The 25,921-nt window shown below is 35.0% G+C and carries 20 protein-coding genes, 1 tRNA gene and 3 pseudogenes; 10 read left to right on the top strand and 14 right to left on the bottom strand.

Features of this window, described 5'->3' with window-relative positions; all coding sequences use genetic code 11:
• The first annotated feature begins 18 nt into the window (after positions 1–18).
• Together OPR57_RS00490 and plsY are read left to right on the top strand one after the other, a co-directional pair.
• Complete coding sequence (locus OPR57_RS00490; RefSeq protein WP_265036644.1) at positions 19–225, top strand: hypothetical protein; 207 nt, start codon at positions 19–21, stop codon at positions 223–225.
• A gap of 73 nt (positions 226–298) precedes the next feature.
• Positions 299–874 (top strand): glycerol-3-phosphate 1-O-acyltransferase PlsY, encoded by a 576-nt coding sequence (plsY, locus tag OPR57_RS00485; protein ID WP_265037627.1) that lies wholly within the window; start codon positions 299–301, stop codon positions 872–874.
• A 49-nt stretch (positions 875–923) separates the two neighbouring features.
• Here the strand turns inward: plsY and OPR57_RS00480 are convergent.
• The 3 genes and pseudogenes from OPR57_RS00480 to OPR57_RS00470 form a co-directional block, all read right to left on the bottom strand.
• Positions 924–2,129: pseudogene (locus OPR57_RS00480) on the bottom strand (hypothetical protein); the annotation flags it as partial.
• Positions 2,130–2,181: 52 nt separating this feature from the next.
• Positions 2,182–2,991 carry a cation diffusion facilitator family transporter gene (locus tag OPR57_RS00475; protein ID WP_265036642.1) on the bottom strand — a complete coding sequence of 270 codons (810 nt, stop codon included), beginning with the start codon at positions 2,989–2,991 and terminating at the stop codon, positions 2,182–2,184.
• A gap of 113 nt (positions 2,992–3,104) precedes the next feature.
• A tRNA-Val gene (locus tag OPR57_RS00470) sits at positions 3,105–3,177 on the bottom strand.
• 281 nt (positions 3,178–3,458) lie between these two features.
• Between OPR57_RS00470 and OPR57_RS00465 the strand changes: the two genes are divergently transcribed.
• From OPR57_RS00465 to OPR57_RS00440, 6 genes are all read left to right on the top strand, one after another.
• On the top strand, positions 3,459–4,331 hold the full coding sequence (locus OPR57_RS00465) for an Rpn family recombination-promoting nuclease/putative transposase (RefSeq protein WP_265036641.1): 873 nt from the start codon (positions 3,459–3,461) through the stop codon (positions 4,329–4,331).
• A 129-nt stretch (positions 4,332–4,460) separates the two neighbouring features.
• The gene (locus OPR57_RS00460) at positions 4,461–7,796 is read left to right on the top strand and encodes a peptidase M2 (RefSeq protein ID WP_265036638.1); all 3,336 of its coding nucleotides are present in this window, start codon (positions 4,461–4,463) and stop codon (positions 7,794–7,796) included.
• A gap of 197 nt (positions 7,797–7,993) precedes the next feature.
• Positions 7,994–8,155 carry a hypothetical protein gene (locus OPR57_RS00455; protein WP_265036636.1) on the top strand — a complete coding sequence of 54 codons (162 nt, stop codon included), beginning with the start codon at positions 7,994–7,996 and terminating at the stop codon, positions 8,153–8,155.
• Positions 8,152–8,442: a GIY-YIG nuclease family protein gene (locus OPR57_RS00450; protein ID WP_265036635.1), complete on the top strand. Its 291-nt coding sequence runs from the start codon at positions 8,152–8,154 to the stop codon at positions 8,440–8,442. The genes OPR57_RS00455 and OPR57_RS00450 overlap by 4 nt, the downstream gene beginning before the upstream one ends.
• A 17-nt stretch (positions 8,443–8,459) precedes the next feature.
• Positions 8,460–9,698: a hypothetical protein gene (locus tag OPR57_RS00445; protein WP_265036634.1), complete on the top strand. Its 1,239-nt coding sequence runs from the start codon at positions 8,460–8,462 to the stop codon at positions 9,696–9,698.
• A gap of 252 nt (positions 9,699–9,950) precedes the next feature.
• A complete protein-coding gene (locus OPR57_RS00440) occupies positions 9,951–10,136 on the top strand; it encodes a hypothetical protein (RefSeq protein ID WP_265036632.1) in 186 nt (61 codons plus the stop codon).
• A 527-nt stretch (positions 10,137–10,663) separates the two neighbouring features.
• Here OPR57_RS00440 and glyA read toward each other — a convergent pair.
• The 7 genes and pseudogenes from glyA to OPR57_RS00405 form a co-directional block, all read right to left on the bottom strand.
• Complete coding sequence (gene glyA / locus OPR57_RS00435; RefSeq protein ID WP_265036630.1) at positions 10,664–11,941, bottom strand: serine hydroxymethyltransferase; 1,278 nt, start codon at positions 11,939–11,941, stop codon at positions 10,664–10,666.
• A 67-nt stretch (positions 11,942–12,008) separates the two neighbouring features.
• On the bottom strand, positions 12,009–13,229 hold the full coding sequence (locus tag OPR57_RS00430) for an MFS transporter (protein WP_265036629.1): 1,221 nt from the start codon (positions 13,227–13,229) through the stop codon (positions 12,009–12,011).
• A gap of 199 nt (positions 13,230–13,428) precedes the next feature.
• Positions 13,429–14,625, bottom strand: a complete 1,197-nt coding sequence (locus tag OPR57_RS00425) for an IS4 family transposase (protein ID WP_406831627.1) — start codon at positions 14,623–14,625, stop codon at positions 13,429–13,431.
• Between the two features lie 83 nt (positions 14,626–14,708).
• Positions 14,709–15,410 carry a hypothetical protein gene (locus OPR57_RS00420; protein WP_265036628.1) on the bottom strand — a complete coding sequence of 234 codons (702 nt, stop codon included), beginning with the start codon at positions 15,408–15,410 and terminating at the stop codon, positions 14,709–14,711.
• 161 nt (positions 15,411–15,571) lie between these two features.
• On the bottom strand, positions 15,572–16,378 hold the full coding sequence (locus OPR57_RS00415) for a hypothetical protein (RefSeq protein WP_406831471.1): 807 nt from the start codon (positions 16,376–16,378) through the stop codon (positions 15,572–15,574).
• A gap of 260 nt (positions 16,379–16,638) precedes the next feature.
• Positions 16,639–18,063 (bottom strand): Asp-tRNA(Asn)/Glu-tRNA(Gln) amidotransferase subunit GatB, encoded by a 1,425-nt coding sequence (gene gatB / locus OPR57_RS00410; protein ID WP_265036625.1) that lies wholly within the window; start codon positions 18,061–18,063, stop codon positions 16,639–16,641.
• Between the two features lie 811 nt (positions 18,064–18,874).
• A pseudogene (locus tag OPR57_RS00405) lies at positions 18,875–19,686 on the bottom strand (IS5 family transposase).
• Between the two features lie 330 nt (positions 19,687–20,016).
• Between OPR57_RS00405 and OPR57_RS00400 the strand changes: the two are divergent.
• Positions 20,017–20,199 carry a hypothetical protein gene (locus OPR57_RS00400; RefSeq protein WP_265036624.1) on the top strand — a complete coding sequence of 61 codons (183 nt, stop codon included), beginning with the start codon at positions 20,017–20,019 and terminating at the stop codon, positions 20,197–20,199.
• Between the two features lie 549 nt (positions 20,200–20,748).
• On the opposite strand, the gene recF is transcribed toward OPR57_RS00400, so the two are convergent.
• The 3 genes from recF to OPR57_RS00380 form a co-directional block, all read right to left on the bottom strand.
• The gene (recF, locus tag OPR57_RS00390; protein WP_265036623.1) at positions 20,749–21,828 is read right to left on the bottom strand and encodes a DNA replication/repair protein RecF; all 1,080 of its coding nucleotides are present in this window, start codon (positions 21,826–21,828) and stop codon (positions 20,749–20,751) included.
• A gap of 16 nt (positions 21,829–21,844) precedes the next feature.
• Positions 21,845–22,312: a thioredoxin-dependent thiol peroxidase gene (bcp, locus tag OPR57_RS00385; RefSeq protein WP_265037623.1), complete on the bottom strand. Its 468-nt coding sequence runs from the start codon at positions 22,310–22,312 to the stop codon at positions 21,845–21,847.
• 174 nt (positions 22,313–22,486) lie between these two features.
• A complete protein-coding gene (locus OPR57_RS00380) occupies positions 22,487–23,914 on the bottom strand; it encodes a sensor histidine kinase (RefSeq protein ID WP_265036622.1) in 1,428 nt (475 codons plus the stop codon).
• 65 nt (positions 23,915–23,979) lie between these two features.
• Here OPR57_RS00380 and OPR57_RS00375 point away from each other — a divergent pair, with 65 nt between their 5' ends.
• Positions 23,980–25,155 carry an aspartate aminotransferase family protein gene (locus OPR57_RS00375; RefSeq protein WP_265036620.1) on the top strand — a complete coding sequence of 392 codons (1,176 nt, stop codon included), beginning with the start codon at positions 23,980–23,982 and terminating at the stop codon, positions 25,153–25,155.
• Positions 25,156–25,218: 63 nt separating this feature from the next.
• Here the strand turns inward: OPR57_RS00375 and OPR57_RS00370 are convergent.
• Positions 25,219–25,815 (bottom strand): annotated as a pseudogene (locus tag OPR57_RS00370) (transposase); the annotation flags it as partial.
• Positions 25,816–25,921 lie beyond the last annotated feature (106 nt).

The following is a 25,921-nucleotide window of genomic DNA, read 5'->3' as shown; positions in this document are numbered from 1 at the left end:
ATGAAGGTACAATAACAGATGTCATTTCAGTACCATCTTCTTGTTACCTCAGAACTCTCTCTTGTCATCCCAGCGCGTGACACTGGGATCCAGTCTATTTCATCATGGACATTATTTTTAAGATATGCTCCTAGAATCCGTTGTCAACTGCATAATTTGCAAATACTTTTATATCTGGATTCCAGTGTCAAGCACTGGAATGACACCCTTCTGGTACTCAGATGATACGAAAAGAGACGCTGGAACGACGTCGTTCAAGGCAACAAATTGTCTTCAAATTACAACAACTGTGGATATGATGGAGAAGTATATAGTCCTTATACTATCCTACGTACTAGGTTCAATACCGTTTAGCTTAATCATTACAAGAATAAAAGGGATAAACTTAAGAGAAGTAGGTTCAGGAAACATTGGTGCTACAAACGTTGCAAGGACGGGAAATAAATTTCTTGCTGCTTTGGCATTACTTCTGGATTCCTTGAAAGGATTCATTGCAGTTTATATAGCACAACAAATTTTTGATGATAACGATTTTTATATATATGTATCTGCAATTTTAGCAGTTTTAGGGCACATATTTCCTATTTGGCTAAAATTTAAAGGAGGCAAAGGAGTTGCAACAACTCTGGGAGTGTTGATAGCGTTTAACATACCTGTGGCATTAGTGTTTATATTTGTTTGGCTAGCAGTGTTTTTTACCTTTCGATATTCTTCCCTTGCTTCATTAAGTGCTACCTCAACGGCTGTAGCATGGTCCTTTTTTTTTCAGAGGAATTTGTTTTTAACATTACTAGTTATAGGAACACTAGTTTTCCTAAAACACCATAGAAATATTGCGAATCTTTTACAAGGCAAGGAACATAAGTTTTTATAATTTACGTGCTGACCCTGTTCCTTCTTATATTATCGATGTTTGGGTCGGTTAATCTTCCTGGATTAATATACTCAAGGTTTCCTATTGTATCTATTACATTCTGTTCACTACAATCCAAGCTAAACAAATTTCTCATTAAAGGTATCCTGATCTCTTGAATAAAATTAGAAGTTATTTGGTTACTGCTATCATCTAACTTATCCCAAGCCTTAAAAATTTCTTTATTGTTTTTCTTGTTTTTTAACCTGTCTAACATAAACTCACGTGCTTTATCTTGTGCTTCTGAGAGCAACATTTCCCTTGGGGGAGTAAATCTAATTTCTGGATCAGGATGAATACCTTCTAGCGTGCTTAACATTCTATAGATAATACCGGTGAAGCAAGTGTTAGGAATTCGCTCTTTTCTAGAGAAAGTTTGGCTATCAATTAAATTAGAAATCAATGCATCCTTTTTACTCTTAACGGCTTCTCCGTCTCCATCATTGCAAGCCCTTAAAACTAAAAGCAGAACCTGCCCACCTGTAAAGCCGGAGCTATGCTTTTGATCATCTTTGCAAAAGTCATCTAAAAATGCAATTACTCTTCCTTTATCTTCATCACTAAATTGACGATAATTAAGTTCATATAAATCATTTATATATTCAATAAATTGCTTGAATTCCCTATCATTAATAACGTCTTTGGATACTTCTTCACCATACTTATCTTTTAATTTATCAATATTTTTAATGATATCATCATTTAACTTATGAGGAAGCAAATGCTCGAGCTTAACATCAAAACTATTAACCATACCACGTAAATTCTCTTTTATACCTTCCAAAAAGAAATTTATAGAAGCTTTAAGCAGCGTAAATGGGTTAAAATCTTTTGGCCTTAGTTCACTCTGCAATAAAATTAATAGCATTGTAAGTGGTATAGTTCCCAGTAACGAAATAAGCAAGAAAGTGGTAGTGAAAGTTAGATATGTTATGAAAGCAGAAAACAAGAGGAAGGCTGCTACCTTGATTGTATTGTTTTTAAAAAATATTTCCCAATATTCCCTTTTGCTCATTTTTTGCTGTTTTGCCGCTTTTATTTCTTTGTAGGTATAAAGAGTTTTAATTTCAGACCTGAAGAATATAGTACCAAGAGAAAAAAGAACATTAACGGAATTAGTGATAATGCTTAAAGAAACAAAAGTTGCAAAATAACTAACAAACTTTAGCCTGCTAGATTCCTTTGAAGGAAATTGTAATTGAGAAATACCTATCATAGGTTACCTTCAACATCATTACATTATAGTAATAGTATAATAATTTAAAACGTCAATGTTTAAGTATCTTATTATCTGCACACTCATCGTATTCGATCTCGACTGTAGAGTGTGCTATCTCGAACTTATCTAGCAATATTTTTTTTATTTCATATAAAACATTGGTGTGCTGCACATTTTGCTTTATTTTAGCATGCATGGTAATTATAAAATAATTATCAGACAGCGACCATGCATGTATGTGGTGCACATCTATCACTTCAGGTAGCTTAGATACAATTTTACTTTTTATTTCTTCAGTTGATATGCCTTCAGGTGTACCTTCAAGAAGTATATGGCAAGAATTCTTTAGAATTTTGTAGCCACTATTTAAAATTATTACACTAACAAGTACTGACAGAATAGGATCCACCATTTGCCATCCAGTAAGCATAATAATTATAGATGCAAGTATAGCAGCTACAGAACCTAAGATATCTCCAATAACATGCAATACAGCACTTTTTATGTTTATATTGCTTTCGCATTTACTATGTAATATAAAAAAGACTATGATATTAGAGATCAGGCCAAGTGTAGCAATTATTAACATTACTTCCCACTCAACATTGACTGGAAAAATAAACCTCTTTATTGACTCAATTATAATGATTACTGCAATGAGGAATAGAGTTAAACCATTAACAAATGCTGCAATTATCTGCAACCGATGATATCCGTATGATCTCTGCAAATCGGATTTCTTAGCTGAAAACCTATGTGCTAACCAGCTTAAAACCAAGGCAAAGAGGTCAGTGAGCATATGCCCTGCATCTGATAATAGAGCAAGCGAATGTGAAATTATTCCACCTACTATTTCCATAAACATTGTTATCGCAACTATTATTATGGAATAGATTAAGCGCTTGGACTGCGCTGCTGAGTGTTTACCGTTATGCACTGCTGTCATATAAAATCTTTTCATAAACAAAAACGTGGGTAACACTGGGTTCGAACCAGCGACCGCTTGCACGTCAAGCAAGTGCTCTACCAACTGAGCTAATTACCCATCGTGGTTTTAGTATAGTGCTTTGGTGGAATGAAAGTCAATTTGCTTTTAAATTCTTACCCTATCCTAACGTAACGTTAGAATCTAGATTTTTTTTGTGGTCAAGCTATAGAGCCTAATACTTGTAACCAGACTGCATTCTGTGATTTTAGCAAAACATGATCTTTCATTTGAGCTTTCTTCAATTTAAAGTAAATACAGAAAATTGCTATTTCCAAAAATATGGTTGAATAATTGTTAATAATAGTGTATAATTATTAACATTTTCAAGCATTTTTGTCATGGCTCTTTCAAAATTTCTCGATCCTCGCAATGATTTGTGTTTCAAAAAAATCTTTAGAACGGAAAAAAATAAGAATATCCTGATCCACTTTTTGAACGATATTTTAGGGTTTACTGAGATAAATGCAATACAAGAAGTTGAATTCTTAAGTACTATCATGGATCCCGAAGTTGCCTCTGATAAACAAAGTATTGTTGATGTTCTCTGCAAGGATTCTATTGGTAATAGGTTTGTAATTGAGATGCAGCTTGCTCGTGATAAAGGTTTTGAGAAACGTGCCCAACTGTATGCTGCTAAGGCTTACTCAAGACAATTAGATAAATCTGGAAATTACATTGATTTAAAGAAAGTCTTCTTTATTGCTATATCAAATTGTAACTTACTTCCTGAAGAAGTTGATTATATCTCTACTCATAATATACGTGATATAAAAACCAACGGCCATTACTTAAAAGATTTTCAATTTATCTTTATAGAATTGCCCAAATTTTCAAAAAGTAAAGTAGAGCAGCTAGAAAGTACAGTAGAAAGATGGTGTTTCTTTTTTAAATACGCAGAAGAAACAACAGAAGAGGACTTAAAAGAGATAGAAGAAAAAGCACCAATAATAAAGCTAGCATATGATGAGTTAGATAAGTTTCGTTGGAACGAAAAAGATTTAGTAGCCTATGAAGAAAGGATAATGGATCTACGAAAAGAAGAAGCCATTCTTGAATACAGACTTGATCTTGCTGAAGAGAAAGGTATAGAGAAAGGAAAAATTGAAGTTGCAAAAGCAATGCTGGCTAATAATGTTGATGTCAACACTATTGTCAAGTTTACTGGCCTTTCTATTAGTGAGATTGAAGAATTAAGTGTGAACGGTTACTAACACTTTACACACTAAATTAATTACTTATATTTTTTCACTAAGATATAAATTATACCAACATGAAAATTCACGCTTTTTTAGTAGAGATCACCTTATATTTGAAGAGTTAATAAATTAGAGGTTAGAATCATGGCAATCAATCAACAAATAAATAAAAATATAACTAAAGCAGAATATTTCAACAATAAGCATATTATAGAAATTAGTGATTTAAACATTAAAGTAGAGGTTTATTCTCATAATTTAAGAGCAAGTAAAGTTGCTAACATTGAAAGTGAGATAAGAGAAACAGCTACTAATTTTAAAGATACATTCAAGTTAGAGCACGGCGACTCAGAACAAACATTTAAAATTTATATGTTTGATGACAAGGATGATTACACTCACCTTGGCGGAAGCGAGGGTTTCGGTTCTTACCTTAGAGATGAGGGTGATAAATGTTACTACAAAGGGAAAGCTGATGTTTTTGCTGAAATGTACGTCTATCAGCAAGGTGGCGTTCATAATCTTCAGCATGAATTTGCACATGGTTTAACTTACTTTGCTACAGGAGGCGAATCTTTACCAACAGTATTAATGGAAGGAATTGCAGATTACTTTGAGCACCATTCAGATCATAAATTCAATTCTCAAGGATCAAGTATTGAAAAGACCGAAGCTGCAAATCTGGATTTAGATAAAATTTTAAGCTTAAAATATTCAGATGACAGCGAAGCAAATAGGCTAGTTTATAAAACAGGTCATGCGTTGGTGATGTACTTACAGAAAACCAATCCTGATTTATTAAAAGATTACCTGGATACCTTACGTGCAGGTGATTCACATAAGTCAGAAAGCTTCTTGGAAAGTATAAAAGGGCATAATGCTGACTTTAAAAGTTGGCTTACTGAGAATGATACAGAAACTGCAATGGAACACCTTAACGCTTTGCAAGTTACAAAAGGAGATTTTATAGCAACTGGTCAAGAAATAGTGGGTGGAGAAATTAAAAACATATCCTACTATAAAGCAAATATAGAAAAAATAGATGGAGAAAACGTCGGAAGTTTTTCTCCTGTAGAACACGTTGCGTTTTATGATGTTGCTCGTGCTATAAATAGAGCAACAAATGATACACTTGATATATCAAAGGAATATCATTTCCTCAAGGTAGTAAAAACTTCCGATGGACAGGATAAACTAACTTACTCTGACCAACAAGGTAATGAATATCAAAACAGTCAAGAGTATAAAAATCAGGCTTTAAGGATATTATCAAAATATGATACAGAAATTAAGAATCAGGTAGATGAATTTGATAATTTGAATAAAGAATGTGGTGAAATGTATCAAAAATATCATAAAGGAGAGATTACTATTGAAGAGTTACGTAATGAGGAAAATACAAAATACAGACCAGCATTTTTAAAGTTTGATCAACTAAAAAACAAAGCTGTTGATGAGATTGAAAATAATTCCCAAGCAGCAAAAATATTAGATGGGCTGGTCAATATCGATCCAAACTTAATCAGAGGTACTCATATTGATCTACAAGAAGGTAAGATTTTTTCTATGCAAGCTCATGGTCAAGGAAATATGGGTGCACTGTCTATATATGACGGAAATACAAAGCTTGGAGAGTTATTGAGCGAATCAGGATTTTTTAAGCAAGTTGAAGGCCAAACTAAAGAAACTTTCATTTTTGAGGATATATTGCACAACTTAAATACTCAATATGATGGTGGTGCTTACATGGCAGTTACAAAAGAAAACGGTCATTATAAAGCTTCCCTAATAGATGGCAGAACAGTTGAACGCGATGAATACTTTGATGAAGCGCATTTACATGAAAATGAATTATTGCATCCTAGCACTGGACACATCCAAAAAGATTTAGATTCTCTGCTCCTTAGAGGTACCAAAATTTTGAATCATCAGGATTCAGAGCATGCCCAATATTCTGATGAGCAAAAGGCAAATGGAGTAATCGTAGAAAAAGGAAAATTGCTGGATAATAAGGGAACCGACAGGACAGACGACGATGTACACGAAGCGGTTGTAAAACAAGGAGGCGAAAATTTACATACATTCAAAAATATGGGCTTTTATATTACCGAAAAAGGTGATCTATTTATTCATGACCATGGAGCAAATGTAAGGTTTCAACTACCACAAAGTATTACTCATCTAAAATTAGTGGAAAAAGACGGAGCATATAAGCTTGTTCCGGTGACGAAAGATGGGAATGAACATCCAATAGGTATGCCAAATATATCAGATGAATATAGATACATAGATCCAATATTTGCACATGAATATGAAAAGAGAGATTATTCCCATAAACATGTAAATGTGGGCCTTATAAACTTAGAGAAATATGGCTCTGGCAAACTTTTTGCTATAAAGTACGACCCAAATGATTATCACATACAAAGAAACTCCAGCGGTGAAATAGTTAGAATAAAAGATCAAACATATTTCACTAAAGTAAAATTGTTTGATGGTGATGAAGAAATTGGAATGTTGTCTAATAACTTTCACAATTTCAAAGGGAAAATATTCTTTTCTGCTGACTACAACTACAGTTATAACGATTTCCTAGCATCTGTTTCTCCTCAAGTTGAAATTGAGGATATGGGAAATGGAAGTAAAAAAATAACTTTTGATCAAGGCAGTGGCGATATCGGTGATACTAATAGAGGCTACACGGACTATCAGAGAATATTCACAAAAGAGAAACAAACCGAAAGTCCAAAAGGGGAAGTAAGTGAAACTAAGACAGAAGTTCATAGTACTACTAATGTTGTTGCACAAGCTGCTGAAGAGAAAACTGCATCAAACGACAATAGTGAAATGCAGTCTGATCAGCCACAAATTCCAACAAGGGCAAAAAGGTCAGCTTCAGTGGAGGAGAAAGAGCAAGAACAGGTAGTATTAAAAGACACAATTCTCAAAATAGAAAAGAGCTACGAGCAGGACTCAGAAGGGAAGCATAAGGCAAATGTAACCATAGATTATCATGACCTAAAAGCTTTGTACAATAGGGCAGAAGGGGAAGATAAAAACTCTGTGTTAAAGTTTTGGCAAAAATTGGCCGAATCAGAATATAAGGTTGGTGCTTTGCCGGAAGACAAATACTATTTTGAAAAAGGCAAATTCGTAATCCACGATAGTGGCACAAAGAAGCTTATAGTGTTACCTGAAGATAAGGTGTCCATCAAGATAATGAAGGATGGTGATAGTTATAGTTTAGCTATATCAAGTGGTAATGGCAAAGTAATAAGCAGCATTAGTAAAATAGATAATCCAAATTACGAATTGCTGTCAGATTCAAGTCATTTCAACTCAGGGGAGCAAGATAATATTGTATTATCAGATCAACATCACGAATATAATCTTTATCTAGAGAATGGTTTTGTGAAAATGTTCGATTGCGCAAGCGATCATGTTTATCACGACCATAACTCGGCCTATATCTATAGCTAACCCAAGAAAGGTTTTCCTACGTCATACCGCGATTCATTCGCGGTATCTCTTATACCAATCTTCGTTATTGGGAAGACAAATAGGACATATTATGAATTTGCTTAAACTCCGCGATTACAGGCAAAAGTGCTATTTTTAATTTGTCTTATTATTAATGAGACTTGGTATTAGCATAGATCCCGCTAACAAGTAGCGGGATGACGATTGTCAGGGTGTCATCCCAGTACCTTCTCCTGTCATCCCAGTGCCTCCCTCCCCTGTCATTCCAGTGCCTCCCTCCCCTGTCATCCCAGTGCCTCCCTCCCCTGTCATCCCAGTGCTTGACACTGGGATCCAGTAAATTTATTTACTATATATGAAAAGTTATTATGTTTATATACTTACAAGCAAGCACAATAAGGCTCTGTATATAGGTATAACGTCAAATTTAACTAAACGAATTTGGGAACATAAAAATAAAGTTATTTCTGGCTTTACATCAAAGTACAATGTACAGAAATTAGTTTACTTTGAGGTATTTCAAGACGTAGGTTCAGCTCTGAACAGAGAAAAACTTTTGAAAAGCTGGAAAAGAGAATGGAAAATTGATTTAGTTGAAAGGGAAAACCCAAATTGGGCTGATTTATATGATGAAATTACAAAATAAAATGAGATCCCAGTGTCATGCACTGGGATGACAGGAGAGGGGACTGGAATGACAAGAGAAGAATTCTGAAACAACAAGCTTCAAGGAAATCTTATGTAAAATCTAGCATTAATGAAAATTATACTATTTTCATGCATGCTATGGTTTTTATAATTAACGGAGAGTGTGATATGGCGTTGACTGATGAATTTGGTAAAGGTAATTTAACCACAGTACAAAATCTTATAGACGATGGTACGTTTATAGATAATCTGACAATAAAGCTTACAACAGGCCAGAATCAAAAAATGTATACTAAAACAGCAGCAGATACTGCGTTTGTTAAAACTATAGATCTTGCAACAAAAGTTGCAGAAAAAGATGTTGTGAAAGCTATATTTAGTGCAAAAGAAAATGTTGCCGATACGCAATCAATCCTTGTAAAAGAAGTAACAAAAGAGCCTGTTGTGAAAGAAATTCTTGGCGTAAAAAATGCTGCTGGTACAAAAACAGTTCTTGCGGAGGAAGTAGCAAACAAAGATGTTGTGAAAGAAATTCTTGGCGTAAAAAATGCTGCTGGTACAAAAACAGTTCTTGCGGAGGAAGTAGCGAATAAAGATGTTGCGGGAGCTATACTTGCTGTACAAGATGGCAAAAAATCAATTTTAGTAAATAAACTTGGGGAAGCTTTGGATAGGGTTCAAGATACCGTTGACGACAAAGTATATGGTGCTGCCGGTCATGAAAAAATAGCAAAAGATTTCTTAGCTGATAAATATCCTTTTGCTAAAACTGATGGTTCCAATATTGACAAAGACTTTGTAGGGAAAGTATTTGATGTAACAGATGGAGCTGCAGCTAATCCAAAAAACATCGCTGAAACCAAACTAGGTACTACATTTGCTAAAATCAATGCTTCCAACCTTACAGATGCAAAAAACAAAACAGCTTTCGCGGAAGCTATACTTCCTGCAAAAGACGGCGACAAATCAATTCTAGTGGATAAATTGGGAGACGCCATAGCTAGCACAGATACAGCAGAGTATAATGCTGGAACTGAACAAACAGCAAAACAGTTCTTAAACAGTAGAGGACTAATTCCATCAGAGGATGCAATATTTACTAAACTCACAAGCGATGACAAATTCAAAACAAGCGTTACAATTGATGTCAATGCTAGTAATAATGGATTTCAAGGAGCTGTAAGAGAAGTAATGTCACAACAGCATTTTGAGATTCCAAGTGATCCAAGTGCTCCAATTTCTGCGGATTGGTAATCCAGCGCTAGATCCAAGTAGTCACGCTACTTGGATGACGTCATACGGTCCTCAGATGACGGAAAAAAGGACTCGGAGAACACCCCGCTACGTCATTCCAGCGCGTGACCAGGTCTTTTTAGCTATCATAGGATGACAGAAGCAGACACTCCACTTTGTCATTCCAGTGCCTCTTTCTCCTGTCATCCAAGTAGCTGACACTGGGATCTAGCAAGCTTTGCTTGCAAATAAGTCTAATATGCGTCGCGTTTTATGCCAAAACACAATTGGAGTTACATGCAAAATAGATCCCAGTGCTCCTTTCTCGTCATCCCAGTGCTTGACACTGGGATCCAGGAAAGTTTGCTTGTAAGCAAGCAAACTAGCACAGAAAGTGGTTACAACATTTTCGATGAGATTATATGGAAAACTGGATTCCAGTGCCAAGCACTGGAATGACACCATTTTCGGTCTCTTAAATTGCTTTAGCCATAAACATTAAGAAATTTACCAAATGAAAAAAAAGGCAAAAGAAGCCCCATGGTTAACTAGTTATTTATATGTACTTCAAAATATTGGCGTTTTTTATTCTAAACGCTGGAATTTAGCTGCTTTTAAATGCAACTAACCTAAATTACAAACGTTAAGAAATTTACTAAGTGGAAAAAAAGGCAAAGAAACCCTAGGGTAGCTAGTATTCAAATTCTCCCTTGTCTATTTGACGTCTTTTACTGTCTTAAACAGCGCGTTTCGGCTTGTATAGGTAGAAACCTAGAAGTTTTATAAAGACATGAGGTGCACATAGTGCAAAAAATTAAGCATGATTTACGCCAAATACATTAAGTTTTTTTGTCATTAATCTACTGCAGAGATTGCGAAGATAAATAAATAGCTTCAGTATCATGATAAGGGGGCTGGCGAAGGGTGTCAAGTAAGTTTTTTCGTTTCTGCGGGCTACTTGGATGACACCACATAAATTACCACAGCTAATAAATAGGAAAATTACTACAAATCCTTTCAACTTTAGTTTTTACTGCTTTTTCGGCACTTGAGCTATTTCCGCTGATCAATCCCTGAACCACTTCATTTACTAGGCCGGCTATTTCTTTAAAATTTTCTGCCTCAAGTCCGCGTGTTGTCTCAGCAGCGGTGCCAAAACGGAGCCCTGAGGTAATGGTTGGCTTTTCTGTGTCAAATGGCACAGAGTTTTTATTGCAGGTAATACCAGCCCTTTCAAGGCTATCTACAACGTCTTTTCCGGTTAATTTCTGCGATCTTAAGTCAACTAGCACTATATGAGAGTCAGTGCCACCGGCTATAATGTTGAGTCCATGTTTTTGCAATTCTTGAGCCAGCACTTTCGCATTTTCCACGACTTTCTTGCTATAAGTTTTAAACTCTGGCGCTAATGCTTCTTTAAATGCAACAGCTTTTGCAGCTATCACATGCATAAGTGGCCCGCCCTGCAATCCTGGAAAAACTGCAGATTGAATTTTTTTGTGTAATGCTTCATCATTGGTCATCACTATTCCACCACGAGGACCACGCAAAGTTTTGTGAGTTGTGGAAGTCATAACATGCGCATATTCAGCAGGAGACGGATATTCACCTGCTGCAACAAGCCCCGCATAGTGGGCAATGTCTGCAAGCAAATAAGCACCAACTCTATCTGCAATTTCGCGAAAGCGTTTGAAGTCCATTTTTCTTGGATAAGCAGAAGCACCAGCTATGATCAATTTTGGTTTATGCTCCAGCGCCAGCTTTTCTATCTCATCCATATCCAGCAAGTAAGTGTCTTTATTCACTGTATATTGAATCGACTTAAACCATTTACCAGAAAGGCTTGGTGCCGCACCATGAGTTAGATGCCCACCGCAATTCAGTGACAATCCAAGTATTGTATCACCTGGAGCAAGTAGTGAAGCAAACACTGCTTGATTCGCCTGAGAACCAGAGTGAGGCTGAACGTTTGCAAATTTTACACCAAACAACTTACAAAGTCTTTCTATAGCCAGACTTTCAACTTTGTCCACATGCTCACAACCACAGTAATATCTTCTGCCTGGATAACCTTCTGCGTATTTATTAGTCAGAAAAGAGCCTTGTGCCTCCATTACCGCTTTGCTTGCAAAATTTTCTGATGCAATTAATTGCAATTGTGATTTTTGGCGTTGTAATTCTTTTTCTATAGATTGATAAACCTCGTTATCAAAAGACTTTAAATTATTTTTAGAGCCACAGACTTTTTTTAAAGCACTTATCATAGATCAAACCCCGCTTTAATTTGCTTTAATTCAATGATATTAAGATGTACATTTACCACAAGCAATTTTAAGACTGCTTGTCCTGCTTTTTTAACCATAAGAGCCCAAAAACAGCTATTAGCAAACACACAGGAATAATTGATGTTGCTTTTATCAGCAATTCAGCACCATACACAGGATTTCCTTGTATTACTGTTCTATCCCAACACAAATCTATTATTTTTGCGATCCCAGTGTGAAAAAAATAGCCAAAAACCATGACTATCATATTTGACACAGCTGTCGCCAAGCCTACCAAGTTATTATTCACATAACTTATCGCTTTGTAAATGGTAACCACCTGATATCCAGATGCGAAGCCAATAACAAGGAGTGCCGGCAATGCAATATACAGACCGCCAGCCTGCGTGAAAAGCAAGAGGAAACTGGCAATCATTGCAAAAGAACATGCAATAATTGCTTCATAATGTTTATTTGGATATTTCTCTAGAAAGTAAGCCAAAAAGAACGATCCAGCTCCCACGCCTACGAACACGAGAGAAGAAAGTGAAGATGCCAAATCTCCGGTCATTTGATATACCTCGCATAAGAATGCTTTTGCCCAACCATCAGCAAAACCTTCCAATGGGCCAACCATTAAGCCACCAAAAAAGCTGATTAGAATGATATATTTGTTGAGAAGCACAGTTTTTAAATCCTGAAATACATTACCAATCTCCCCTTCCTGGAGGTTACTGCTTGGCGTTACAAAGAATAACAGCAAGGCAAGCAAACAACCAAACGCTGAGAAAGTGTAAATAACATAGTCCCAACCAAATTTATCGAGTAAGAAGTCCAGGGGTAATCCACCATAAATAGCTCCTAGTAACCCTATTATTATAGATAAGCTGGCCATTCTTGCTGATTTTTCTTGCGAGAAATACATGCTTGCAACTTTAAAGATTCCAATTGCCGAAGCGGATGACCCAATTCCCACAATTATTCTTCCAATTATTGAATAACTCCTCTCATCAAAGCATATAAGAGGTAATGTTCCGGTAAATGTCAAAATGGTACAAGCAGGCAAAACAAACTTTGGTCCAAATCTATCGAGGAAAAGAGCAATAGGTATATGAGCTAGCGTATAGCCTACATAGTATAACCCGCCAAACTGGCCAACATCTGCAATACTTATGTTAAATTTTGTTATTAATTCAGGCGCAATTATGTTTGGGATTACGCGTAATATATATTGGTATGCATAAAACAGTGACGCCAACAACCAGATTAAAAAATTCCTCTGCAACATGAATCTCAGCTAAAATTTAGGATTATAGATACTTTAGTTATAAAAAACAAAATAAATATTTATCAAAATTTTATAAATATTTATTTCGATCCATTGAAATTTAATATAGATAACTAGCGTAAGCAACTATACATATTAACTAAATCCTCTAGATCCCAGATTGGTATGGCAGAGGCTAATGTAAAACATACGCGTCAAGTTAAGAAGCAAGGGTAAGAAAATTCAATGAACTTAAGGTGGATACTCTAGTTTTTCTATATCTATCTTTCACAGAAAATTGTGACCAGTCTGTGGTAAGTTTTTTCAGGAAAATTCTCAAATTATTAATTTTACTGCTTAACGCTAAAAACAACTCCCTAATCCTTCTTTTTAATTCAATGAATGCCTTTGTTAAACTCAGCTCTGTATTCTCTTTCAGTTTTATACAACCAACTATTCCATGAAATATAAGAATTGCGCACAATTTAGCGTATAGTTCACATAATACTCTGTATGGTTTTCCTTTAAGTTCGTCAAGCCTGATGTGACTCTTATACAATTTAAATAATAATTCAATCTGCCATCTTACCCTGTAAACTGTTAATACTTGTTCAGCGCTGATTTTACTCTCTGGAACGTTAGTTATGAATATCGACCAATCCAGCAATTTTTGATTCTTTTGAGAAGATGTATATCCATGTGATTTTGCTAACTTATTAGCCCTTCTTCTTCTAATTATAGACTGTTCTTCAGTTAATTTTTGACATATAATTCTCACTTTAATTTTTACTTCTTTTCCTAATAGCACTTCCATCTCTAGAAGGGATTGACCTTCTAAACATTCCAACAACTCTATTTTTTGATTTGTTTCTATATCATATATATTGGTATCAGACTTATAACGACTAACAAAATATGCACCTGCTTCATCAATCTGTTTAAAAGAACTAGGCACAAAGTAGCACAAATCAAATATTAGCAAATCATTGGCTGATAAACCGTTCAGATAATCCCTATAACCTTGATCCGACCTTATTCCTTCTATTAAATTTAACTTATCTAGCGCTTGGTTCAGGTAATCAAAGACTAACTGCAGCTTTATTCCTGATTTGGTATTACTCTCACAATCTCTATAGCTACTCCCATATCCTTTGTACATATCTTCCATGCTACTGGGCAGGCTAATATAATCCAAACCCTGTTTTGTAATTTCTATCGAGTCTTCATTTAGCAATTGGCACATTGTTTCTATGCTGCAATCACCAACTCCTATGTTACCAAAAACCATAGCTTTTATGAATGATGAGCCATTAAGTTTTCTCTTTCTTTTTATAAAACCTACTGCAATTGATATTTCGTCTGCTTTTTCATTAAAGAATTCATTGAGGTCTTTTGATAAGCAAGCTATTCTGTCCATTGTAAGTTCTCTCATTCACATATCCAAGAGAACTTATACCTTATTCTTTTCCTTCACTCTATCAATTTTACTTACACTTTTCCTTAACTTGACGCGTATGGCGAATGCAACGGTGTATATTTCCATTTACCATAAATAGGATTAAAGTAAAATTCGTCAATTAACTCACCATACTTACTCACATATCCCCAAACAGATGCAACAATAGAATTATCTATTAATACATCATAACTGTTTATCAATTCTAGAGCTTTCCTTAAGACCTCTTCTTCTCGGCCTTTCTCTTGTAATTTTAATCTAGTCACCTTTCGCACTAGTCTGTAAATATTTACTACTCCTTCCCTTAATTTAATCATTGAATATCGATTAAGTAACTCAACAGCATTCCACAACGCTTCTTTATCATTAGCTACTTGCTGTGAAAAGATTTCTTCTATATAAATCTCATTAGGAGAAAAATAGGCAATTATCTCGAGAATGCTCAATGCTTCCGGCCCAAATTTTTTTTGCGCTATAGCATCAATTGTAATTTTCCAAGTTATGAAAGTTGCCTTAGCATAACGATCACTTTTATATTTGGACTTAAAGTCAAGTAGCTTCTCTGCTATCTTTTCACACTTTTTCAGATAGCCACCAACTCTAATCCTTTTTCTACCCCTATGACTAAATACAATATTTTCTTCACTAATATATGTAACCGCTAGTTTTAAAGCCAATTGGGAATATTGTAGTTCCTGTGCTAGCTTTTTTATTTCCTTATTCTGTAAATTGTTTTCTATATTCAAAGCCCTTTTAACAAATTCTAAAGCTTCTATTTCATCAAATTCATCTGATTCTTCTATATCTCCTTCTTCTCTTGCTTTCGATTTTTTGTCACGAGGACCATAAGGTTTCTTATGGGGCCTTTGCTTGTTATTTTGCGCTGTTACAGCTGCATGTATTTCATTCAGTGTTTTACATCCTTATGCTGTTGTTTTGCTATTTTATCAATTCCTTTATTCCCTTTCTTTACCCCTCGTTCTATCCCACATAGAGTGCTGGCCCATAGCTCCACTTTTTGGAAAAATTCTTTTCCTTCTTCTGGCGAAAGAAAACGTCCTTTTATATCTTTCACCCAGTCTGATATTTTCTCCAGAAGGTCATTGCAAAAGATTTCATTGTCACCAACATAGCCAAACTTTTTGGCCAATCTACCACTCATCTCACCTTTAAACAATTCTTTTAGCTGACTTTCATTGGGCAAATTAACCGCAAACACTAGTTCATTTAAAAAGTCTTCAACTTCTTTATCACTGACTTCTCTACCTACCTTACCCTTTATAAAATCCTTATTTTCCTGCAAGTATGAGATAATACTATTATCAAATTTATATCTTACACCATCACCTACATCCAGAAACTCATCTTGTGTGTCTATTCTTATAACTGAAATTTCCTTTTCTTTATTCTTTCCACTCGACATCATTCTCATCTTTCTCACTTCATGTTGTGCTGAATCTGTGAAATCAAAATCAATATTCGTAACAATAGCAAAATACTTCATCTCACCCTTAAACTTTCCATTACTTTTGATCTTTAAATAAGCAATAAAGTATTTCAACAAATTAAACTCACCACTCTTTGTTAATAAGCTACCTACACTGATTTTTTCAGTTCCATCTTGTTTGTGTTTGACTTGCACAAACCTATGTATTGTTGTTTTATTTTGCTTACATTGGAGAACAACATCATCAAAGCCTGCAGCTGACTTCAATTCTGTAGCTAAGCGGAAAGGACATTTTTTATCCATCACACGCATGAGAAATAATATGAGCCACAACTCTTGATAGTCAATACCATGGCGAGAACATTTTGCCCCCAAACAGGATGATCTTCAAGCATCCTCAACCTCACATAATTTTAAAAATAGTACCGACAAATGGTAAAAAAGTTATATGTCATGATGTAGAGATATCGTAACAAAGACCTTGGAATATCTACGAGATGTGCTGTTATGTAAATAAAAAAATGTAACTAATTACTTAATCTCTCACTCAAAATTGAATTCACGACATCAGGGCTGGCTTTTCCTTTGGTAAGTTTCATGACTTCGCCGACAAAGAATCCGTATAACTTTGTTTTACCGCTTTTGTATTCTTGAACTTTATCTTGGTTGTTATTGACGATTTTGTCGATAACTTCTGCTATTTGACCTTTATCTGTGATCTGTTTTAGGTCTTGCTCTTCTATAATTAAAGATGCAGGTTTGCCAGTTTCAAACATACTATCGAATACCTGTTTGCCAAGTTTAGCAGAGATCGTTCCATCAACGATAAAATCTAAGAGTTCGGACAAAGCATCCGCTTTGATTGGAGAGCTCACAATATCAATACCTGCTTTATTCAAACGACCGAAAAGCTCTACAGTTAACCAGGTAACGGCGAGCTTTGAATCATGTTTTTTTATCAATTCCTCAAAGTAATCAGCAATTGCCTTATCGGAAGTAATGACGTTTGCATCGTATTCGTTGATACCCAATTCCCCAATGTATCGCAGCTTTTTTTGATCTGGCAACTCGGGCAAAGATGATTTAATAGAATCGATTTTATCCTGGCTTACCTCAATTGGCAACAAGTCAGGTTCAGGGAAGTATCTATAGTCGCTTGCATCCTCTTTGTTTCGCATCACTTTTGTTTTTCCCGAAGCAACATCAAACAATAAGGTATCTTGACTTATTTCTTCCCCACTTTCTAAAATTTCAATTTGCCTTTGTATTTCATAGTCTATAGCTTGCACAATATAACGTATCGAGTTCAGATTTTTTATCTCACAACGAGTGCCAAATGTGCTACTGCCTTTTAGACGGACAGAAACATTTGCATCACAACGAAGTGATCCCTTTTCCATATCACCATCACACGAACCAATGTAACGCAAAATCTGCCTCAATTTTTTCATGCATTCTGCAGCTTCCGCAGATGAACGGAGATCTGGTTCTGAAACAATTTCCATTAAAGCAACCCCTGCACGATTTAAATCCACATAAGTTTTGCTTTCCTCATGAACGCTCTTTCCTGCATCTTGCTCTAAATGAATTCTCGCGATTCTTACTTCTTTTTCATTATCGTTGATAAATACTCTACCATTTTTAACTATTGGCTCAAAAAACTGGGTTATCTGGTAACCTTGCGGTAAATCAGGATAAAAATAATTTTTCCGATCAAAGTAAGAACACTTATTAATTTCTGCAGAAAGTGCAAGACCAGTGCGTATTGCTTGCTCTATGCAGTAATAATTTAGTATTGGCAGCGTACCTGGCATTGCTGCATCAACTAGAGAAACTTGAGTGTTATGCTCAGCACCAAATTCCGTTGATGAGCTAGAAAATAGCTTCGTATTAGAAGAAACTTGAGCGTGTACCTCAAGCCCAATTACCGCTTCCCAATCCTCTTTCGTCATGTATTTTATTTAAATGATAATCTTAATATTCTGCAAAATTAGCACAAAAAGTCAAAACAAAACTCATGTTAGCTAAGTGGTATGCAGATTGTTCTACGCATAGAAACGGATTAAATGCAAAACTTCCTTGACACCCTTCGCCAGCCCCCTTATCATGAAACTGAAGCTATTTATTTATCTTCTCTGTACAGATTAAATGACAAAAAAGTTCACGTATCTGGCGTCTCATGTTTAATTTTTTGCACTATGTGCACCTTATGTCTTTATCAAATTTCTAGGTTTTTACCTATACAAGCTGAAATACGCTTATAAAGCATTTAAAACATTAAAAAACGCCAACTTAAAAAATGGATAGTGAATAACTAGCTACCCTAGGATTTCTTTTGCCTTTTTTTCTGTTTAGTAAATTTCTTAACGTTTATAATTTAGATTAGTTGCGGCTTAAAAGCAGCTAAATCGCGGTTATTAAGTGTTTAGAATAAAAAAACGCCATACTTGAAAGTATAATGTAAGTAATTAGCCAACCACGGGGCTTCTTTTGCCTTTTTTTTCGTTTGGTAAATTTCTTAATGTTTATGGCTAAAGCAATTTAAGAGACCGAAAATGGTGTCATTCCAGTGCTCCTTTTTTGTCATCCCAGTGCTTGACACTGGGATCCAGCTTTCCATATAATCTCATCGAAAATGTTGTAACCACTTTCTATGCTAGTTTGCTTGCTTACAAGCAAACTTTCCTGGATCCCAGTGTCTGGGCACTGGGATGACAGGGGGGGGAGGCTACTTGCATGACATCATTAGACTTCTTTCAAAATTCATGTAGGGAGCTCAAAATTGTGAATTGCAGCAATCAAATTAAACCTTAAACCAAAACGTTTTCGTCGGTTTCTATACCTGTCCGAGATGATTTTAAACCTTTTCAATTACGTTTTCAACAATTGCCCTTTGGCTCATAAGTGCCCTGTTCTCTTTTTTTTGTTCTTTGCTTAACGGATTCTTTTTCGTTTTCCTGTGCGGTAATACAACATTTTTGTGTATCTTCTGCATTCCCCTGTAGCCGGCATCAGCTAAGATTTTAGTTTGCGGCAATACTGCTACCTTTGATTCTCTAAACATCCGTGTTTTCTACCATTCGAGAAAGATGTGCATATGACTTTTCTACTCTTCTTCTCTGTTACTATTTGTGTTTTTATAGTATGCCTTTTTTTCTTTCCAGAGTAGAAGGGCTTTTGCTTTTTTTTGGTCTCTCTACTGGCGTTTCAGTTCCGTCTATTACTAAAACTTCATATTCTACATCACTCTTTAATAGCTCTTTTTTTCCTGGTAATGCAAAATCTGGATGTTTTATTAATATGTCTTCTACCCATCTTATTATTTTAAAACTGTTACTTTCACTCATGCCATAGCTTTGCCCAATATGAAAATATGTACGATATTCTCTTATATATTCCAGTGCCATAAGTAGCCTGTCTTCTATGCAAAGTTTACTTTTTCTTCCACTTCTAGCTTTTTTTCTTTTATCCTCCACTTCTAGAATTTCTACCATTCGCTCAAATGTTGCTTTTTTTACCCCTGTTAAACGTCGAAACTTTTCTCCTTCTAACTTTTCTATTTCCTTATATTTCATGCTTTCAAATACTTCATCTTACACTCCCTCTAACAATTTTGAAAGAAGTCTAATGTTTTGCCCCTATTAAGATTTATTGATTTAGTTGTAGTAGTTGAAATAGCGCAGTTACTCACCCCATAAATTTGGTGCTCTCTTTCAATCAAAGGTGTCTTGCTGCTTGAAATGTTTTCTTTGTAAAAATTTGGCTTATCTTTATATCAGCTCATTCAAACAGCATTAACATAACTTATGCCTTTTTTGGATGTAGAAATTTTCTAGGAATTGTCTTTTTGAATTCTATGGTATTTTGTTTAACATTGAAACAAGAGTCCAGTGTCAAGCACTGGAATGACAGCAATCTACTTCATACCGCGATTCATTCGCGGTATCTCAGCCGCTAACAAGCAGTGGGATGACGAATTACTTAACCGTCATACCGCGATTCATTCCACAACTGTACGAACATTACAATTTGAGCCTACCAGAAGGATGTCATCCCAGTGCCCAGACACTGGGATCCAGGAAACTTAATTTCAACCAAGTGGCTGCATAATAAAGGCTAGATCCCAGTGTCACGCACTGAGATGACAAAAAAGGAGCACTGGAATGACATCACAGGGGCACTGGAATGACACCATTTTCGGTCTCTTAAATTGCTTTAGCCACAAACATTAAGAAATTTACCAAATGAAAAAAAAGGCAAAAGAAGCCCCGTAGTGCGAGTTTTGACCCTCTAATACTTTAAATTGGCGCTGTAATAATTTGCTGACGCTTAGTTTAAGCGCGATTTGGCTGAATGTAGAAAAAATTTAAAAGACATGCAGCCGCTATAATTTTATGTAATCCGCCAAAAAATACCCTAAGTTTTTTACTGAATTTTGTCATTGAACCTGCGCAGATCAAAAACAAGTTTTGAGTCAGAAATACCCTTAATACTATAATAAGGGCGCTGGCGGAATTTGTCAAGTAGGTTTTGCATTTAACTTAAAGTAAAAAAAACAGAAATGTTCTGGTTTGAGGTTTAATTTAATTGCCGGAATTTACAATTGGGAGTTGCCTGTATGAGCTTTGAAAGAGGTACTATTCATTTGATAATTCAAAAAACTTGAAAGAATAAAGATAGCTATTGAAATTATCTTGATTTACATCAGTTATCCAAGTTTGACATTGAATACTTAACACTTCCTCTATTAACGCCTTTCTGTAATGTTTATCCAGATGAAACATTATATCATCAAGTAGAAGAAGTGGTGCCTTATTGTAATGAATACACCTTGCTTTTACACTGGATAAAATAATAGAAAGTAGTAATAACTTTTGTTCTCCAGTGGAGCACAGATTTATTGGTACGTTTCTTTTTTGACAAAAAACCCGAAAATTATCGTTATGCACACCAAAGGTTACTCTACCAGTCAATGAATCTTTTTCTCTGTTTTCCTTTAGACGATTCTGAAAATATTCTGCAGTATCGTCCAAAGTTAGCTGGCTGCTGAATTTCAAACTTGCCTTCGGAAAAAACTCACTGGAATGGTTATCAATTGTGTCTTGTAGTATCTTTAAAACAGACGATCGCATATGTAAAATACTAACTGCATTGACGGCCATTATGTTTTCAAGACTAGAGAGCCAATTTTCGTCCAAGGTGTTCTCTCTCAACAGTTTACTTCGCTCACGTTTAGCTTTTCTGTGTTTCATGTAGCAGCAAGTGTAATTTTCCTCAAACAGTGAGACTATACGGTCTAAAAATTTTAATCTATCACTTGGAGAATTAAGAAGAACATAGTCCATTTGTGGAATCAGCCATATTACATTGGATATCTTATACAAAGATGAATAACTCGATTGCGTTTTTCCATCAATTTGTATTAGTTTCTTATCAAAACTCTTTGCGATACCAATTGAATTAAAATCCATTCCATTAAAAAAATCATAGTGCACTACCCAATCTTCATTACTGAATCTATTTTGTATCTCACTGGCTTTTGCTTTTTTCATTCCATTGCTTTTAGCAAGCAACGAGATTGCTTCAAGTATATTAGTTTTACCAATACCATTCTTGCCAGTTATCACAACCGAGCTATCATCTGAATCCAGTTCAAAGTTTGAGTGGCTACGAAAATTATGTAATTTCAGCTTTTTTATGTAGCAATGGGTAGCCATTAACCTATTCTTTAGTTTATATTCTCTTTACTTCTTCCAGAACCTCATCAACATGTCCACTAACTTTTACATTTTTCCAGATCTTCACTATTTTACCTTTTTTATCTATTAAAAAAGTAGTGCGTTCTATTCCCATATACTTTTTGCCAAACATACTTTTCTCTACCCAAACACCATATTTTCCCAACATTTCAGCATTCTCATCAGAAACTAAAGAAAACGGCAGAGAGTATTTTGCTTTGAAGTTAGTGTGGCACTTAACACTATCTTTTGATACACCAATTATCACTGTGTCAAGGGAAGAAAAATCATCTATTTTATCTCTAAAGCCTTTTGCTTCCATCGTACAACCCGGAGTATCGTCTTTAGGATAAAAATAAAGAACTACATTTTTTTTATCAAAAAATTCACTCAGTGATAAATTTTCACCAGAATCTGTTGGTAAGCTAAAATCAGGTGCATTATTTCCTACTACTAACTCCATACCTTGCTCCATTGATAACACTTCTATCTATAGTAGTATATTGTAGTCAGAGTATCAAATTTTATATATAGCTAACACAGATAAGATTCTTGACAGGGGGCTTATTGATAACTGCCTTCTCGGCTTGCCGCTTTTGATAAAGTGTGGTTTTCAAGACCATATCAATAGATCCTATTAAAAATCAATCGAATCTTCACATGTTTGTTCTTCATAAAAGAAGTTCAATGTTATCGTAGTACCAAGTTTTGCTTCACTTTTAATGTCAAAAGTTCCACCCATTAACTCTACTAATTTCTTGCTTAGCGGCAATCCGATGCCCGTACCTTCATTTCTATATCCCGAATCTGCTTGGCCAAAAACAGACATAACTTTATATATATCCTGCTGCATTATTCCTATTCCATTGTCATGAAACTCAATAGTTAATAAGTTTTTTTCTATATTTTCTTTTACCACCATTCTTATTAAACCACCCTTTGGGGTAAATTTGATTGAGTTTGATAATAAGTTTATTATAACTTGTTTCATTCTCTTAGGATCTGCAATAACTAATAATTGCTTATTAGGTATCTCTTTTTTTAAATTAATCTCAGTTTCTCTTAATTTAGGTAATAGCATATTTATGCATGAATCCATTATTTTGTTCAGGTTAAACTTCACTTTTTCTACTGTTAAACTACTTGATTCAGCTTTAGAAAAATCGAGCACATCATTAATTAAGGTAAGTAAGTGTGTTCCTGCATTATATATATCGTCTGCATACTCCTTGTATTGAGAATTATCCATTGAACCTAAAGTTTTATTTTTGATCAACTCCGCAAATCCAATAATAGCATTAAGAGGTGTGCGTAATTCATGTGTAAAGCTTGCAAAAAACTTTAGCTTGTTTGCATTTTCTTGCTCTAATGTCTCTTTTATCTGCTGTAATTCAATGTTAGTTTTATGTTGCTTGGCTAGCATTTGGGTATTAGAAAAGTGCAAATAGAACATTATTAATATTAAAATTATTAATAATAAGCCTAAGAATGTTAAAAATAGGCCATATGCTATAATATAAGAATTATTGTAGTTTCGAAGAATCTTCAAAAAAAACGACGGTTTAATGCTATTTTCATGGAATATAGGGAAAATAGAAGTTAATGTATTTCCTGTAGTATAAAATATTTCTTGGTTACTTAATAGTTTATCAATTTCATCGTTTGTAAGTAACTGTTCATAATCATAATCTTGAGTGTTAAAATTACTGAATATTATTCTGCCGTTTTGATCATACAGTATTAAGCTGAAATCCTTTACTTTGCTCACTGATTGTAATAATTCAGCACGCAGTTTTACCAGTTGGTTTATGTAATCAAAACTTTTGTATTTAATGTGATGCTTTTCTATTAGTAAATAATGGTATTTTTTTATTATGCCATTTTCCAGTACACTTTTTAAGTTTACACTTGAATCACGGTAAGAAGAAAGGAAATTACTCCTTAGTAAATAATTACAATATATCACACTGAATAAAATCATAAAGATCGATGAGAGTAATACAATAACTTTTGTGTATTTGTTTTTCTCCAGTGCAGAAAACATTAATTTACCTAGCTTATACATATCCTTCTTATTGTGAAACAACGGTTTTTATGTTATTAATAATAAAATTTAGCATATAATATTTTATGACAATTTTTCCTATCTTGCCAGTTTATTCTCCTGTTAATATAAATTTTTCTCATGGCAAAGGTATCTACCTATATGATGTTGATGGTGAGCGCTACGTAGATTTTCACTCTGGAATAGCCGTTAGTAGCTTAGGTCACACTAATTCACGATTAATTAGTGCTCTTAAATTCCAAGGAGAAAAATTATGGCATATATCAAATACCTATAATATACCTGCTGCCAATAATTTTGCAGAAAAATTAATAAACAACAGTTTCGCTGACACTGTATTTTTCTCAAATTCTGGATCAGAGGCAGTAGAATGTGGGCTTAAGATTGCTAGGGTCTATCAAAACGGAAAAGGCAATAAAAACCGTCACAGAATTTTAACATTCCATGGTGCATTTCATGGAAGAACCTTCCTAACTTGTGCTGCAAACGATAAACAGAAATTTTCTGAATTACTGAGTCCCTGTATTGATTGGTGTGATAATATCGAGCCCAATATTGAGAGTGTAAAGAAAGCAATTTCAAGTGGTATAGGTGTTATATTAATAGAACCAATACAAGGGCAAGGTGGTATCAAAGTAATGGATGATACCTTCATGAGGGAACTAAGAAAGCTGTGTGATGAAAATGACATATTGTTATTTTTTGATTGCGTGCAATGCGGTGCTGGTAGGACAGGAAAATTATTTGCATACGAACATATAGGAGTGGAACCTGATATATGTGCTCTTGCAAAGGGAATAGGCGGGGGGTTTCCGCTAGGGGCTTGTCTTGCAACTGAAAATGCTGCTAAATACATGGCAGTTGGTATGCACGGTTCCACTTTTGGTGGCAATCCGCTTGCAACCTCAGTAGGTAATGCTGTACTCGAAGAATTGCTCAGCCCCGGCTTTTTGAAAAATGTTGAAATTAGAGGTAAATACCTAAAAAATAAACTAGAAGACTTAGCAAGTAAATTTCCAATAATAGAGGAAGTAAGAGGGAAAGGGTTAATGCTTGGAATAAAGGTGAAAGCAAACAATAAAAAGTTTGCAGAAGAATTAAGTCATCGCGGCTTGCTTACTGTTGGGGTAACATCAGATAACGTTGTGAGAATTTTACCTCCGCTCATTATCACTGAAAAAGAGATTGATGAAGGCATCGAGATTTTGACTCAATATTTATCTGAGAAATCTTCTGATTAAGCGCTACGTACAAGCAGATGCAGGGTATCCGTTCAGCCAATGGCGTCAACTTAAGAGCCTCCATTAGCAAACTCTCCTAAAGACATGATGGCGTTTGGACTTATCTACCTTATCGCGGCTGTCCTGGTCGGATTTTAACTTTGGCGCGTATACTTAAAAAGGGCTTGAAAATCTTTTGGCGAACAATTTACGACAAGCACTTGATAGAGTTTCTGCCTCATTACACCAAATAAAACTGAAAAATTTAAACGATACTCAGTAATTTGATCTGGGTTCCAAGGCCCTTGTGCATCACACATATGAAGCGATAATATATTACACATAACTAAGTTCGCCCAAAATTCTTGTAATACAGCCTCTCCAGAAAAATTCTCTAATTCTGCACCTATTTTGAGTCGTTTATAGCACTCCTCTATGTGCCACCTTAATACATAAGCTTTGCTGATGTCTTCCAAAGTAAATTTTCTCGGTCAAAAAGTGAGGTCTTCTGTTTCTCCATTGGCTAATGTAAGTACTATAACCCTTACTTTTTGTCCTTTCATTTTATTTTCTAGCTTTTTGTTTTCTAGTATAAAATCAAAATCTAGTTCGCCAGCGTTCCCATAGCTTGCTATAATTTCTTTTTTGCAAGCGAAAAATAAAGTCTACTTTTAATTCATAAGGACACACTTTAGACTTTTTTGTTGAAATAAAGCAGAAACAAAAGTGCTGTTTCTTGCACTCTTTGGATAATTTAATGATAAAAAATTTAGAGAGAAATTTTACA

Origin of the sequence: Wolbachia endosymbiont (group A) of Anomoia purmunda, assembly GCF_947251545.1 — a bacterium.
GTDB lineage: Bacteria > Pseudomonadota > Alphaproteobacteria > Rickettsiales > Anaplasmataceae > Wolbachia.
Note: the sequence above shows the minus strand (reverse complement) of the source record. Positions and strands in the feature narration are given on the sequence as shown.